The sequence below is a fragment of the Archangium lansingense genome, assembly GCF_026626635.1.
GTDB lineage: Bacteria > Myxococcota > Myxococcia > Myxococcales > Myxococcaceae > Archangium > Archangium lansingense.
In genome coordinates this window covers 809,276-824,776 of the sequence record NZ_JAPNKA010000001.1, presented here as the reverse complement: position 1 = coordinate 824,776, position 15,501 = coordinate 809,276, and the positions used below count along the sequence as shown (strand labels likewise).

The 15,501-nt window shown below is 67.7% G+C and carries 7 protein-coding genes; 1 reads left to right on the top strand and 6 read right to left on the bottom strand.

Annotation, left to right across the window (positions count from 1 at the left end):
* Positions 1-2: 2 nt before the first annotated feature.
* The 4 genes from OV287_RS03285 to OV287_RS03270 form a co-directional block, all read right to left on the bottom strand.
* Entirely contained in the window at positions 3-869 is an 867-nt protein-coding gene (locus tag OV287_RS03285) for a DUF5995 family protein (protein ID WP_267532500.1), read from the bottom strand.
* 225 nt (positions 870-1,094) lie between these two features.
* Positions 1,095-2,273, bottom strand: coding sequence for a lipid-transfer protein (locus OV287_RS03280; protein WP_267532499.1), 1,179 nt, complete (start codon positions 2,271-2,273; stop codon positions 1,095-1,097).
* 34 nt (positions 2,274-2,307) lie between these two features.
* On the bottom strand, positions 2,308-4,902 hold the full coding sequence (locus tag OV287_RS03275; RefSeq protein WP_267532498.1) for a peroxisomal multifunctional enzyme type 2: 2,595 nt from the start codon (positions 4,900-4,902) through the stop codon (positions 2,308-2,310).
* 217 nt (positions 4,903-5,119) lie between these two features.
* Positions 5,120-6,130 carry an aldo/keto reductase gene (locus OV287_RS03270; protein ID WP_267532497.1) on the bottom strand — a complete coding sequence of 337 codons (1,011 nt, stop codon included), beginning with the start codon at positions 6,128-6,130 and terminating at the stop codon, positions 5,120-5,122.
* A 73-nt stretch (positions 6,131-6,203) separates the two neighbouring features.
* Between OV287_RS03270 and OV287_RS03265 the strand changes: the two genes are divergently transcribed.
* Positions 6,204-7,142, top strand: a complete 939-nt coding sequence (locus tag OV287_RS03265; protein WP_267532496.1) for a LysR family transcriptional regulator — start codon at positions 6,204-6,206, stop codon at positions 7,140-7,142.
* Between the two features lie 3 nt (positions 7,143-7,145).
* On the opposite strand, the gene OV287_RS03260 is transcribed toward OV287_RS03265, so the two are convergent.
* Together OV287_RS03260 and OV287_RS03250 are read right to left on the bottom strand one after the other, a co-directional pair.
* Complete coding sequence (locus tag OV287_RS03260; protein ID WP_267532495.1) at positions 7,146-7,391, bottom strand: YdeI/OmpD-associated family protein; 246 nt, start codon at positions 7,389-7,391, stop codon at positions 7,146-7,148.
* A 42-nt stretch (positions 7,392-7,433) separates the two neighbouring features.
* Entirely contained in the window at positions 7,434-15,248 is a 7,815-nt protein-coding gene (locus OV287_RS03250) for a myxosortase-dependent M36 family metallopeptidase (RefSeq protein ID WP_308809543.1), read from the bottom strand.
* Between the last annotated feature and the right edge of the window lie 253 nt (positions 15,249-15,501).

Below are 15,501 nucleotides of genomic sequence, written 5' to 3'. Positions count from 1 at the left end.
ACTCAGAAGGGCCGCTGGAGCCGGTGGCCCAGGCTTCCTCCGGCGTGGACCTCCATCCCATCCAGTTCGGGATGGAACCCGCCGCCAACGCGCTTCCGGCGCAGCTGCTTGTCCAGGCGATACACCACCCTGTTGAGCCAGCCGCCCTGGACGATGAACTCAGCCATCTGCTGGGACTCCCAGCCCAGCCGCAGCTTCACCTTCTCGAGATCCTCCGGCTTCGCCGCCAGCAACCCGAGCACGTTGTTCCAGACGCGGTCGCGGTAGTACCGGAGCCCCGCGCTGGTGACGAGCTCGTCGAACAGTCCACCGAGCTTGCTCAAGAGGCCGAGGGCGCCACGGAACTCCCTGCCCACCACCTCCTGGATCTTCGGGTTGGTGCGCACGAGGACGTTGTTCATCTGGTCATGGTCGAACTTCCACCGCGCCAGGAGCTCCGCAGCCCGGCGGTCTCGCGTCGCCGGCTCCTTCTCCTCCAACTGTAGGCGCCGGAGATCCTCCCGGAGGATGTCATGGATGCCCAGGGCCAGATCGAAGTTGACGTGAGCGTTGATGCCGAGCAGCAAGCACTGGAGGATGCTCGGCCGGCGATGGGCAGCCAGCTCCATGGCCGTTCCCCAGGCCTCGCAGATGGGCTTGTTATCGGGCGCCTTCGCGCGCGAGCGCGTCAGGGATTGGAAGTAGAGCAGCGAGAACCGGCCGGCGAGCCGATCCACCCAGGCTGGGTCGAAGAAGATGGGGCCGGTCTGCTGGAAATCACCCGTCCCGTGAATCGCCGCGTTCACCTGGGTAGTCATGACGAAGTAGGCACGCAGGAAGATGGCGCGGCCATCGTTGTCGTCATAGAGCTTCTTCAGCTCCTTCTTCATGCAGAGCAGAGCCTCACCCGTGCTCCGGGGCTGATGGTCCACATCCTTACAATTGGCGCCGCACGCAACCGGCGAAGCGGTAAAGGTATCCGCCATAGCCACTCTCCCTCTCAATATCTGTCGTCCAAGACGGGTAGAGAGGGGAGCAGGCCATTTGTGACACGGGACACCCGGAGCACTCCCCTCCCAGGGAACAGGGAGGACATCGAGTGCTCACCAGTCCGCTCAGTCGCGGCGGTACATCGTCACCACGCACGCGCCGCCGAGGCCCAGGTTGTGCTGCAGGGCGACGCGGGCGTCCTGGACCTGACGCTGCTCGGCCTGACCCCGGAGCTGCCAGACGAGCTCGGTGCACTGCGCGAGGCCCGTGGCCCCCAGCGGGTGGCCCTTGGACAGCAGCCCGCCCGAGGGGTTGGTGACGAACTTCCCGCCGTAGGTGTTGTCGCCATCCCAGATGAACTTCTCCGCCTCGCCCTCCTTGCACAGGGCGAGCGCCTCGTAGGTGAGGAGCTCGTTGGCGGTGAAGCAGTCGTGCAGTTCGACGACGTCCACGTCCTCGGGGCCAAGGCCGGACTTCTCATACACCTGCTTCGCGGCGAGGGCGGCCATGTCGAAGCCAACCATCTTGATCATGCTGTCGCCAAAGCTGGAGGGCATGTCCGTAGTCATCGACTGAGCGGCGATGTACACGGGGTTGGAGTGTCCCAGCTTCCGGGCGAACTCATCCGAGCAGACGATGGCCGCGGCAGCGCCGCACGTGGGCGGGCAGCACTGGAAGCGGGTGAGCGGATCAAACACCTCGTCCGAGGCAAGGATCTCCTCCACCGAGAGCGTCTGGGTAAAGAGTGCAAAGGGGTTCTTGCTGGCGTGCTTGCGAGCCTTCTCCGAGATCTTGGCGAAGGTCTCGCGCCTGGTGCCGTACTTCCAGCGGTACTCGCGGCCGGCACCGCCGAACATCTGCGCGGCGAAGGGCGACTGGTTCATGCCCTGGGCGCGGTTCATGGTGTCCACGTGGCGCTCAAGCGGATTGGCGCGGTCGTCGAACTTGGAGGCGAGCGCGCCCTTCTCCATCTTCTCGAAGCCGAGCGCGAGGACGCACTCGGCCATGCCGCCCTCGACGGCCTGGCGCGCGAGGTAGAGCGCGGTGGAGCCGGTGGAGCAGTTGTTGTTCACGTTGATGACGGGGATACCGGTGAGGCCCACCGAGTAGACGGCGCGCTGGCCGCAGGTGCTGTCACCAAAGACATAACCCGTGTAGGCCTGCTGGATGTCGCCATAGCTGATGCCCGCGTCCTTGATGGCCGCCTGGGCCGCCTTGGACGCCATCACGTCGTACTCCTCGCTGGCGCCCGGCTTGGCGAACTTCACCATCCCCACTCCGATGACATTGACTCGACGTCCCATGGTTGCGCGTCCTTTTCGTATGGGTTGGTGATTGTCAGATGAGCTGCTTGAGGAAGCCCAGGCGCGAGGCGAGCCGGATATCTCCGTCCACCCGCAGCTTGCCGTGCTGGTAGAGCCGCTGCACGGCCTGCGGGTCCTGCACCAGGGCCGCCAGGTCCTCGTCCGAGAGACGGAGCGCCAGGTCCGCCTTGTCGGCCTTCCCGTCGCGCACACTCGGAGTGCCCTTGCCATCCACCACCCAGAAGCCCTCGGGGTCGGTGATGTGGAACTGGATGACGGCGCCCAGCTCGCGGGCCAGCTCGGGCTTCTGCGCCAGCCGCTCCTGGAGCGCCGTGAAGAGGGCCGAAGCGCGGCCGTTGCCGACGTGGGAGCTTCCGCTGCCCTCGTTACCCGAGGCTGGAGCCGCGGACGCCTTCGCGGGGGCCGAGCCCTCGCCAGCGGAGCCCACCTTCCCGAGGAAGCCGAGCTTCTGCGAGGCCATCACGTTGCCGGTGATCTTCAGCTTGCCGCCGAAGTAGAGCTTCTGCGGATCGGCCTTGCCGGAGGTCATGGCGAGGAAGTCCGCGTCGGTCAGCTCCAGCGAGCAGTCCGCCTTGCCCTGCGCGCCCTGCTGCACCGCTCCGGCGCCATTCTTGAGATCCAACGTCCAGGTGCTGTCCGGCTGGGTGAGCTTGAAGAGGTAGACGTTGGCCACCTTGGCGACGAGCTCGGGGTGCTGGGCCACGTAGGCGCGGATGGCCTCGAAGACGCGGGCGCTGGCGGAGCCTCCACCGGCCGCGGCAGGAGCGCTCGCTTGCGCGGAGGCAGCGGGCTTCGCCTGGGCCGAGGGAACCTCCTTGTGGAGCTCCACCGCGGCGTTGCTGATGACGACCTTGTCGCGCTCGACGACCTTGCAGCGGATGATGACGCGCTCTCCGTCCTTCCACATCTCGGTGCGGAGCGTCTCACCGGGCAGCACGGTGTCGGCGAAGCGCACGCGGATGCTCTTGAAGAGACGCGGGTCGCCGTTGGCGAAGGCCTTGATGACGTGGCGGCCCACGTAGCCGAAGGTGCACAGGCCGTGGAGGATGGGCTTCTGGAAGCCGAAGTTGCGGGCGAACTCGGGGTCGGCGTGCAGCGGGTTCCAGTCTCCAGACAGCCGGTAGAGGAGCGCCTGGTTCTCGTGCGTCTTCTCGGTGATGACGGCGTCGGGCGCACGCTCCGGGGGCGGAATGTCCGTGACCGGCCCGCGCTCGCCACCCCAACCGCCTGCGCCACGAACGAAGGTGGTGATCTCATTGCGCACGAGCGGCTCGCCCGTCTGCGCGTCGTAGCTGGTCACCTCGGTGACGACGAGCGCGTTCTTGCCCTTGTCGAAGATGTCCTTGATGCGGCCCTTGTGGCGCAGAGACGCCTTCGGCGGCAGCGGGCGCAGCAGCTCGGTGTACTGCTCGCCGTGGAGGACGCGATCCAGGCCGTAGTTGAGACCCGGGGCCTGCTTGCCCTCGGCGGACATCTTCAGGACGGAGTTGAGGGCGGGAATGACGCCGTAGGTGGGCAGCGGACGGAAGCCCTCGCCATGAAGCTCGTAGACGTACTGAAGCTCCTTGGTGTCGAGCGGATCCTGCGCGGCGCCCACGCCCAGCGCGTAGAGCGAGAGGTCGCGCTCGTCATAGGACGAGGTGGTCTCGGGGAACTGGTAGCCGAGCGCGGCGTCGACGTCGATGAACTCGTTGCCGCCCTTGCTCTGGGAGGTGAGGTTGTCCATCACCGGCTGCATGCCGGCAGCCACGTCGGTAGGGTGGGTGGCCTCGGTGAAGTCGGTGATGGACTCCCACGACTTCTGGACAGCCTCGGGGGTGATGGCGCGACCGAGCTTGAACACCTTGCCGCGGGTGCGCTCCCAGCGCAGCTTGGCCATGAAGCCGCCGCCGACCTCGAAGAGGGAGCCGGTCTCCTGGCACTCCTCATGGCAGAGCCAGGCGGCGAGCGGGCTGACGTACTCGGGCCGGAGCGCATCGACGACCTCCTTGGGAAGGACGGTCTCGGTCATGCGGCTGCCGGCGATGGGAGCGATGGCGTTGACGAGGATGTTCTTCTTGCGGCCCTCGATGGCGAGCGTGTTGGCGAAGCCCACGAGGCCGAGCTTGGCCATGCTGTAGTTGGCCTGCCCGAAGTTACCGTAGATGCCGGCGGCGGAGGCGGTGAAGAGGAGGCGGCCGTAACCCTGGTCACGCAGGTGGGGCCAGGCTGCCTGGGTGACGCGGAAGGCGCCGAGCAGGTGGACGCGGTAGATGAGCTCCCAGTCCTGCTCGGTCATCTTCTGGAAGCTGGTGTCGCGGAGGATGCCAGCGTTGTTGATGACGATGTCCAGGCGCTTCCAGGTGTCGAGCGCGGTCTGGACGATCTTCGTGCCGTCCTCGACGGAGTCGTAGTTGGCGACGGCCTCGCCGCCGGCGGCCTTGATTTCAGCGACCACCTTGTCAGCGGCTTCGGAGGCGCGACCACCGCCGGTGCTGGAACCGCCGAGGTCATTGATGACCACCTTCGCACCACGGCTCGCGAGCAGCAGCGCGTGAGAGCGGCCCAGTCCATTGCCGGCACCGGTGACGATGGCGACCTTCCCGTCGAAACGAAGCTCGTTGCCCATTCAGTCTCCTTGCGGACCGGGAGCAGACGACGGGACGAGCTTTTTGACAAGTGAGTCAATCCGGCCAACCCCCAGGCCAACCCCCGCCCAATTCCCCCCCCAATTTCCCCTCTCCCCTCGGGAGAGGGACAGGGTGAGGGTATCGAGGACCCCGGATTTGACTCCGTGTATGGCCCCGAGCCCGCTGGGAGTTCGCGCTCGGGAACAACGCCACGCGTTACGGGTGCGCGTGGCGTTCGCTATCCAGGTGCTTCATCTGCTCCGCGCCGTACCGCTCGCCGGAGATGGTCCCAAGCGCATCAATGGCCGCGAGCTCATCCTTCGACAACGTGCGAGCCAGAGCGCCGAGGGAGTCCTCGAGCTGCGCGACGGTCTTCGCCCCGACCACGGGAACGAACCCAGGCTGGCGCGCGCTCACCCAAGCAATCGCGAGCTGCCCGGGAGTCATGCCGTGCTCACTGGCGAAGCGCTGGAGGTGGGCCACGACGTCCTCGTTCTTCTCCCGGTTCGCGCCGGTGAAGCGGGGAAGATACGCACGGAAGTCTCCCGGGCCCTTGGGCTTGCTGCCAGTGAGGAGGCCGCGAGAGAAGACACCGTAGAGCGTCGCGCTGATGCCGAGCTCCTGGAGCACGGGGAAGATCTCCGCCTCGGGGCCGCGGCTGGCGAGCGAGTATTCAATCTGCAGATCGACAATGGGGTGGACGCGGTGGGCGCGGCGGATGGTCTCGACGCCAACCTCGGAGAGCCCGATGTGGCGCACATAACCCGCCTTCACGAGGTCCGCGATGGCGCCAATGGTGTCCTCGATGGGGACAGCGGGGTCCAGCCGAGCGGGACGGTAGATGTCGATGACGTCCACGCCCAGCCGCTTCAGGCTATAGGCCACGAAGTTCTTCACCGCGGCGGGACGCGTATCCACGCCGCCCCAGCTCCCATCCGGCCCGCGGAGGGCACCGAACTTCACGGAGACCTGAACCTTCTCCCTGCGGCCCACGAGAGCACGCCCCACGAGCAGCTCGTTGTGGCCCATCCCGTAGAAATCGCCCGTGTCGATCAGCGTGACGCCGCGATCGATGGCGGTCTGGATGGTCCGGATGCTCTCGGCGTCATCGGTCGCGCCGTACATGCCAGACATTCCCATGCAGCCGAGACCCAGCGGAAACACCTCGGGGCCCGTGGAGCCAAGCTTCACCGTGCGCTGCGTCTTGTTCGAGTCGTGCGTGCTCATCGTTCGTCTCTCCTTCTGCGCAAAGACTATGAATCGACACGCTGAAATCCAATGAATAGGATGTATCCAAATCATGCACAGCATCTATGAGAAGGATCTCGACCTCAACCTGCTCCGCGTCTTCGTCGTGGTGGCGGAGGCGGGCAGCGTGACGGAGGCCGCGAGCCGGCTCTATCTCACGCAGCCCGCGGTGAGCGCGGCGCTGAGGCGCCTCACCTCGGCGGTGGGAGCGCCGCTCTTCGTGCGAGCAGGACGCGGGCTCGCACTCACGACACGCGGGCAGCGCCTGTTCGCTTCAGCGAAACCACACCTCCAGGCACTCGTCGAGGCGGCCGTCTCTCCGGCGGCGTTCGACACGAAGACGAACGAGCGGACCGTGCGGCTCGGCCTCTCGGACGCAAACGAGACGTGGCTCCTCCCGCCGCTCCTCCGGCTGCTCGCCGAGGAGGCACCGCGGATGAGGCTCATCGTGGTGCCGGTCCAGTTCCGCACCATCGCCGAGGCCCTGAGCTCCTCGGCGGTTGACCTCGCGGTGACGGTGGCGGACGAGCTGCCGGCCGACACACGGCGCCTCACGCTGTACACCGGGGGATTCGTGTGTCTCTTTGATCCGCGGCACGCCCGGCCGGGGAAACAGCTGACGCTGGAGCGCTACCTGGCGCACGAGCACGTCATCGTCTCGTACAACGGAGACCTGCGCGGCATCGTCGAGGACATGCACGGCGTCCAGCGGCGCGTGCGGGTGTCGGTGCCAACGTTCCACAGCATCGGGGCCCTCGTGGAGGGCAGCGCCCTGCTCGCCACGGTGCCCGCCGTGGTCGCACGGGAGATCATCTCGCTGCGTCCGAACCTCCGCACGGCCGCGGTGCCGCTGCCCCTGGGGGGCGCGCCCATGGAGCTGCTCTGGCGGAGCACAGTCGAGGACGACGAAGCCATCCGCTTCATGCGCGAGCTGGTGGTCCGCGTGGCGAAGACGGCGGAAGGCCCCGGGAAGCCTGGTGCCCGAGGGTGAAACTCAGCCCTTGAGGCGCTTGCCCTCGGTGAGCATCGCCACCGACTTCGAGGCGCGGGAATGACGCGTCTCGGGGCGCTTCGCCTCGCGAACATGGTCGGCGTACTCCTTCTGGTGCTGACCCAGAAGCCGAACCCGGGGAAGTGGCTTCTTCTCGGTGCCGCGTGAGCCAAGGGCCCGAAAAAGACCGGCGGCCGGCCCCCTGGTGTCGGGGAACCGGCCGCCGGAACACAACGAATCAGACGCCACCGCCTTCCCCCTCCTGAAGAGAAGGAGGAGGGCAGCCCTGGCTCAGTTCAGCCAGCGGCGGCGGCGCAGCAGGCCGAGGAGCGCCAGACCGAGCACGCTGGCCGGCGCGCCGGAACCCGTGGCGGAGCAGCCGCCCTCGTCCGGCGTGGACGTGGACAGCGTGGCCGTGGCCTCCACCGTGGTGCTGTGAGAGACACCGCGTGCATCCGTCACGGTGAGGCGGAAGCTGTAGGTGCCGCTCGCGGGCACGTCCACGCTCAGCACCGCCTGGGTGGCGTTGTCGAGCTGCATGGCCGCGCCAGCCGTCTGCTCCCACTTATAGGTGAGCGCCTCACCATCCGCGTCGCTAGAGGCCGAGCCGTCGAGGGTCATCGACGCCTGGCTGCCAGAGAGGATGATGCGGGCCTTGGCCACCGGGGCCGTGTTGTCGGCGGGCGAGACGGTGACAGTCACCGTGGAGGGCACGCTGGTGTGCGTGCCATCGCTCACCACCAGGCTGAAGACGAGCTCGGTGGCCGTCTTCACGTCCGGCGCAGTGAAGGACGGCGTGGCGGTATCAGCCCCCACCAGCGTCACCCACGGGCCGCCCACCTGCGTCCACTGGTACGTCAGGGTGCCAGTACCGGCGCTCGCGCTGCCATCGAGGCTGGCCGCGGCACGGGCCACCACGGAGACCGCGGAGCCCGCGTTGGCCACGGGTCCGGGGTTGATGTTGCGCACGGTCACCACCACATCGCGGGTGGTCGTGGCCTGGCCATCGCTCACCGACACGCGGAAGCTGTACGTGCGGTCCGCAGTCACCTCACCGGTCGCGAAGGTGGCCGTCGCGCTGTCAGCACCCGAGAGCGTGACCGGAGTGCCGGACACCTGCGTCCAGGCGTAGGTCAGCGCATCCCCCTCGGGGTCCGAGGCCGTGGCATGGAGCGTAGCGGTGCTGCGCTCGTCCACCGTCACGGGCGAAGCCGTCACCACCGGCGCACGGTTCACGTTGTTGACCACCACGTTCACCGTGTCATTGGCCGTCAGCTTGCCGTCGCTCACCGTCAGGGTGAAGGTAAGCGTCTCACTGGAGGCCGTCTCCGGCGCGATGAAGGTGGCCTGCGCCGTGTTGGCACCCGACAGCCCCACCGGGGTGCCGGACACCTGCACCCAGAGGTAGCTGAGGGCATCGCCGTCCACGTCGCTCGCGGAGCCAGCCAGCGTGTAGCTGGCGCGCTCGTTGACGGAGCCATCCTGGCCCGCGTCCACCGTCGGGGCCGCGTTGATGTTGCGCACCGTCACCGTCACGTCCTGGCTGGCGGAGACATGGCCGTCGAACACCATCACGCGGAAGGTGAACACGCTGTCGGCGTTCACCTCGCCCGTGGAGAAGGTGACCGTCGCCGTGTCCGCACCCGAGAGCACCACCGGCGTGCCAGACTGCTGCGTCCAGGCGTAGGTCAGCCCATCTCCGTCCGCATCCGAGGCCGTGGCATGGAGCGTAGCGGTGCTGCGCTCGTCCACCGTCACCGAGGACGCCATCACCACCGGAGCACGGTTCACGTTGTTGACCACCACGTTCACCGTGTCGCTGGCGCTCGCCTTGCCGTCGCTCACCGTGAGGACGAAGGTGAGCGTCTCACCGGAGGCCGTCTCCGGCGCGGTGAAGGTGGCCTGCGCCGTGTTGGCACCCGCCAGCGCCACCGGAGTGCCGGACACCTGCACCCAGGCGTAGCTGAGCGTGTCGCCATCCGCGTCGCTCGCCGAGCCAGCCAGCGTGTAGCTGGTGCGCTCGTTGACGGAACCATCCAGGCCCGCGTTCACCGTGGGCGCGACGTTGACCTGACGCACCAGCACCGACACGTCCTGGCTGGCGGAGAGGTGACCATCGCTCACCGTCACACGGAAGGTGAGCACGGTGTCGGCGCTCACCTCGCCCGTCGAGAAGGTGGCAATCGCCGTGTCCGCACCCGAGAGCACCACCGGCGTGCCCGTGAGCTGCGTCCAGGTGTAGGTCAGCGGATCGCCGTCCGGGTCGACACCAAAGGCATCGAGGGTCGCGGTGCTCCGCTCGCTCACCCACAGGTCCGGAGCCACCACCACCGGGGCAAGGTTCACGTTGTTGACCACCACGTCCACCGTGTCGCTGGCGCTCGCCTTGCCGTCGCTCACCGTCAGCATGAAGGTGAGCGTCTCACCGGAGACCGTCTCCGGCGCGTCGAAGAAGGCAAAGGACGAGGTGGCACCCGACAGCGCCACCGGAGTGCCGGACACCTGCACCCAGGTGTAGCTGAGCGTGTCGCCATCCGCGTCGCTCGCCGAGCCGGACAGCATGTAGAAGCCACGCTCATCGACAGTGCCGTCGAGGCCCGCGTTCACCGTGGGCGCGACGTTGACGTTGCGCACGTCCACCACCACGTCGTGGGAGGCCGTGGCCTGGCCATCGCTCACCGTCACGCGGAAGGTGAGCACTTCGTCGGCGCTCACCTCGCCCGTGGAGAAGGTGGCCGTCGCCGTGTCAGCGCCCGAGAGCGTGACCGGCGTCCCCGTGAGCTGCGTCCAGGCGTAGGTCAGCGAGTCACCGTCCGCATCCGAGCCCGCGGCCTGGAGGGTGGCGGTGCTGCGCTCGTCCACCGTCACGGACGAAGCCGTCACCACCGGAGCACGGTTCACGTTGTTGACCACCACGTTCACCGTGTCGCTGGCCGACAGCTTGCCGTCGCTCACCGTCAGGGTGAAGGAGAGCGTCTCACCGGAAGCCGTCTCCGGCGCGGTGAAGGTGGCCGAGGCCGAGTTGGCACCCGACAGCGCCACCGGAGTGCCAGACACCTGCACCCAGGAGTAGCTGAGCGTGTCGCCGTCGGCGTCGCTCGCGGAGCCGCTCAGCGTGTAGCTGGTGCGCTCGTTGACGGAGCCGTCCACACCCGCGTTCACCGTGGGCGCGGCGTTGACCTGACGCACCGTCACCGTCACGTCGTGGCTGGCGGTGGCCTGACCATCGCTCACCGTCACGCGGAAGGTGAGCATGCTGTCGGCGCTCACCTCGCCCGTGGAGAAGCTGGCCGTGGCCGTGTTGGCGCCCGAGAGCACCACCGGCGTGCCGGACAGCTGCGTCCAGGCGTAGGTCAGCGCATCGCCGTCCACATCCGAGCCCGTGGCCTGGAGCGTGGCCGTGCTGCGCTCGTCCACCGTCACGGAGGACGCCGTCACCACCGGGGCGCGGTTCACGTTGTTGACCACCACGTTCACCGTGTCGCTGGCGCTCGCCTTGCCGTCGCTCACCGTGAGGACGAAGGTGAGCGTCTCACCGGAAGCCGTCTCCGGCGCGGTGAAGGTGGCCGAGGCCGAGTTGGCACCGGACAGCCCCACCGGGGTACCGGACACCTGCACCCAGGAGTAGCTGAGGGTGTCGCCATCCGCGTCGCTCGCCGAGCCGCTCAGCGTGTAGCTGGCGCGCTCGTTGACGGTGCCGTCGAGGCCCGCGTTCACCGTGGGCGCGACGTTGACGTTGCGCACGTCCACCACCACGTCGTGGGAGGCCGAGGCCTGGCCGTCGCTCACCGTCACGCGGAAGGTGAGCACGCTGTCGGCGCTCACCTCGCCCGCGGAGAAGGTGGCCGTCGCCGTGTTGGCGCCCGAGAGCACCACCGGCGTGCCGGACAGCTGCGTCCAGGCGTAGGTCAGCGAGTCACCGTCCGCATCCGAGGCCGTGGCCTGGAGGGTAGCGGTGCTGCGCTCGTCCACCGTCACGGACGAAGCCGTCACCATCGGCGCGCGGTTGACCTGGCGGACCACCACGTCCACCGTGTCGCTGATGCTCTCATTGCCATCGCTCACCGTCAGCGTGAAGGTGAGCATCTCGTCGAACGCGATCTCCGGCGTGACGAAGGTAGCGGTCGCCTTGTCGTAGTCGCGCAGCGCCACGGGCGTACCGGACACCTGCGTCCAGAGGTAGCTCAGCGTGTCGCCATCCGCGTCGCTCGCGGAGCCGGACAGCGTGTAGGTGGTGCGCTCGTCGGCGGAGCCATCCACGCCCGCGTTCACGGTGGGCACGCGGTTGGCGTTCCTCACGTTCACGCTCACGGTGTCGGAGACCGTGGAGGTGCCGTCGCTGACGCTCAGCCGCAGCACCACGTTGCTGGCGATGCTCACGTCGGGGGCGGTGAAGGACGGAGTGAGCGTATTGTCTCCGGAGAGCGTCACCACCGGGCCGGACACCTGCGCCCAGGCATAGGTGAGCGCGTCGCCATCCATGTCGACGGCGCTACCGTTGAGGGACACCGTCATCCGCTCGTTGGCCGTCATGTCCGGGCCGGCCGACACCGTCGGGGGGGTGTTCACGCAGATCCCACTGTCATCGCAGATCTTCGTGAACGGGGTGTTGGTGATACCGGAGAAGGACAGGTCGTCCAGCACCCAGCCCGTGAAGGCGGCGGCGTTGTCCGAGCCAATCCGGAAGCGGATCTGCACCGTCTGGCCCGCGTAGGTCGTCCCCAGGTTCAGCGTCGCGAACACGAACTCGGGGAAGTTCGCGCTGGAGCCCACGATGGCGTTGCGGCCCTTCAGCGGGTTGAAGTTGCCGCTGTAGGTGACGAGCCTGCCGTTGTACAGGGGAGCACCGATGTCCACCCACGTCGCTCCTCCATCGTTGGAGAGCTCGATGACGGCGCCGTCGTACGCACCGGTGACGTCCGCCTCGAAGTCATAGGCATGACGGAAGGAGAGGACGAGCGGGTTGGTGGCGCTCACATTGAGCGGCGGGGTGATGAGGCGGATGTCCGACGGGGCCCCAAAGTTCGGGCCATAGAAGGTCCGGTTGAGGTCGGCGAACTCGACGATGCCGAAGCCGCCCGGCGTCAGCGCGGGATCGAAGTCGTTGCCCCACGGCAGCACCCTGGCCTCCACGCTCTCCGTGGCGGTGGCGGCGGGCAACTCGTCGTAGTTCGCCTTGAAGGCCAGCGAGTCCGTCTTGTCGCCCGGAACGGCCTGACCGTCGTCACGCAGGGCGAAGTTGAAGTCGACCCGCTGTGCCGTCGACGCGCCATTGAGCGACACGGGCACGGACGCCGTGGCCATACCGCCAATCGGAATCTCCGGGAACACGACCGAGCCGCGGTTGCCCACCGTCACCCCCGGAGTGGACGAGAAGACGGTGACGCTGGTGCCGCGGGCCGGCTCGGAGCCGTTGTTCCGCACGGTGATTCGCACTTCGCCCGTCTCCCCGTTGTCGAGGATGCCGTCCGAGTCGCCCGGAGTGGTCGCGGAGTCGGCGAAGGAGGAATTGACGAACTCCACGTTCGTGCCCAGCGCGAAGCTCTCCACCACACCAGCGTGGTCGATGGAGTAGCGGTCCGGGGCTACCGCGCCCACGCCCGCACCGCGCCTGGCGAAGGCCGCCCAGAGGCGCAGGCCGTCGGCCGGGTCGTTGGCATAGGCCGCCGCGAGCACCGCGTCACGCGCCTCGAGGAAGGTCGGTAGCACGGGCGTCAGCTTGTACCCGTTCACCAGGTAGCTCTTCATGCGGTCCTGCGCCTCCTGGAACGGATGCGCACGCAGGAGCGCCACGTAGCACTCCCACAGCATGGTGGCCCACACCTCGCCCGAGTTGTGCACCTCGGAGTTGAGGCCGCCCGGGGCAATGGGCGCCGTGTTGGGCAGCGCCACGCCGTCCTGGATGTGGTGGAACGTCAGGGCGTTCTTGCTCATGTCCGCCGAGTACGTCACCCGGCGGATGCCGAAGAACGCGGAGTCCGGGGAGATGCCACGCGTCGCGTACTCAGCCGCGCCGTAGGCACCCGTCCAGTTCGCGTTGGAGGGGACGTTGATGTCCTCCGGGCGCGTCACCATCAGCAGCGCGGTGAAGTCACCCCAGCCCTCGCCCATGGAGCGGCCCTGGTTGTTGGCCAGACCGTTCGAGTTCCCGATGAGGCGGTTGCTGATGTAGTGGCCCCACTCGTGCGCCACGATGACGTTGTCCACCGTGCCGTCCACGTTGGTGGTCAGCCCGCGGAACATCCGCACGTTGAGCCCGGGAATGCTGCCGCGCAGCCTGTTGGCGTCATCCAGCGTGAGGCGCAGCGCGGGGATGGTGATGCCATCCACGGTGCCGCCCAGGTCCGTGAGATAGCCGGGCAGGTTGTCCGCGACGATGACGCCGATGGCGCCCGCGGCCTGCACGTTCTGCATCTTCGCGGTGAAGTTGCACGAGCCACGGTCCACGAAGGCGATCTTCCCGGCCACTTCCGCCGCGTTCGTCAGCGGGGTGCACGCATCGCCGGTGGAGGGGCCCGTGGCGTTGCTGTCGTCCAGGCCCAGCACCACGTCGCCGGAGATGTCGAAGGTCTGCGGACCGAAGGCCGCGGCGATACCCGCCCGGTAGTCACCCGCGACCGGAGCGGGCGCGTTGACCGTCAGGCGCGAGTTGCGCGGACCGGAGAAGAGGTACATCTGCATGATCGGGGACGCACCGTCCGCCGGCGTCTGCATGTTGGCGTTGTTGGTGCCACCGTAGTCCTGCGCCTGCGCGCGGATGGCGTCGTTGCCCAGGCCGCCGCGGCCGAAGTTGTTGCTCTGCGCGTTGCCGGAGGCCTCGTCGAAGCCCGAGTCGTAGTACCAGTCGTGCAGCCAGTTGTTCACGAAGAACAGGCTGGTGGTGGCCGCGGCGATCTGCTCCGCGTTGGCGTTCGGCTGGATGTCGAACAGCATGGTCCGGTCGAACACGCCCGGCGCGGTGATGGTGGGGCGGAGGTCACCAGCCTGGTAGTTGTCCGGCGCGACGAGGTCCGCGTACGCGTCCACGTTGTTACCGGTCGTCACCGTGGCGCCGTCCGGCAGCCAGGGATCGTTCTGGCTGAAGGGGGCGTTCTGCAGGGTGACCAGGGCGGGGGCCACGAACGGCGGGCGGTAGGCGTCTTCCACCACTGCCGTGGGGTGTGGCGTGGCGTTGTTGCCCGCGGGGCCGTCATGCGGGGTGTACGGCGGCGTGGGGTCCGCGAAGACGCGGTAGCTGTAGTCCGCGTCCGCCGTCAGGTTGTTGCGCATCAGCAGCCGGCCATCGACCGCGGACACGACATAGGCGTAGTAGTCCGACTCCTTGCTCTCCGGGCTGCCCGTGTTGAGCTCCACGTAGTACGCGGGCACCAGCGCGTTGGGCAGCGAGTAGAGCACCTGCTTCACGCGGGCCGGGATGACCAGGTCCTGCTCCAGCGGGCGCGCGTAGGAGGCCAGCGAGTAGTGCGTGTACTGGCCGCCGTCCTGCTGCTTCGTGTTCAGCTGCGAGAGCAGGCTCCCGTCCAGCGCATGCCCGGTCAGGTCCTTGTAGGCAATGGAGACGGCGTCGGCGGCGGGCACCTGGAAGCGCACGCGCGCGGCGGGCACGTCCGAGGAGACGTGCTTGGAGAGGGTGCCGGAGATGGCCACCACCTCGTTGTTGCGGTTCAGCAGCAGCTTGAGGGACTGCCGGAAGACCTCCAGCCCCGCGGCCTCCTGGCCGATCGTCACCACCTTGGTCCCGCGGGAGCCCTGGCTGACGGAGACCACCCGCGCGCCCGCCGACTCGAAGGAGCTCAAACCATAGAGGGGGGCGTGGTCCGCGAGCTGCACCTGAGCGGCCTGCTCGGGCGCCATCCGCGCGTACTTCGCGGCCAGCTTCGTCTGGCCTCCAACTTTGTTGACCCAGATGAACGTGGGTGAATGGGTCCGCTCGTCCTGATGGGCGACGCGCACACCCGGGTTATCGACGGACTTGAAGCCAGCGGAGACTCGACCCGCGGGCTTCGCGTCCTGCAATGCATCGTAGTTCGGCAACTTCCGAGCAGCGGCACCGGTTCCAGACAACACCAGTGCCAGCCCGGACAGCGTGGCAACCAACCTTCTCACGTGGGGGGGCTCCCTCTTACGACAGCGCGGTGGGAGCTCCCCTGGAGGCCTGGGGAGTGCCCCGGCGCCCTCGCCGGAACGTCCAGTCACCACGGGAGGGCTTCCCAAGTGACGAATGTGTCACCTGTCGAAAAGCGTAGATCCACCGTTCATGTAGGTTGAAAGGCGACACCAGCATTTTTGCCCCTGTTCTACAGCCAGGACGGAATATCGACCCCTCCTGGCCGGGGAGCAGACAGGGAGTCCTGGGAGT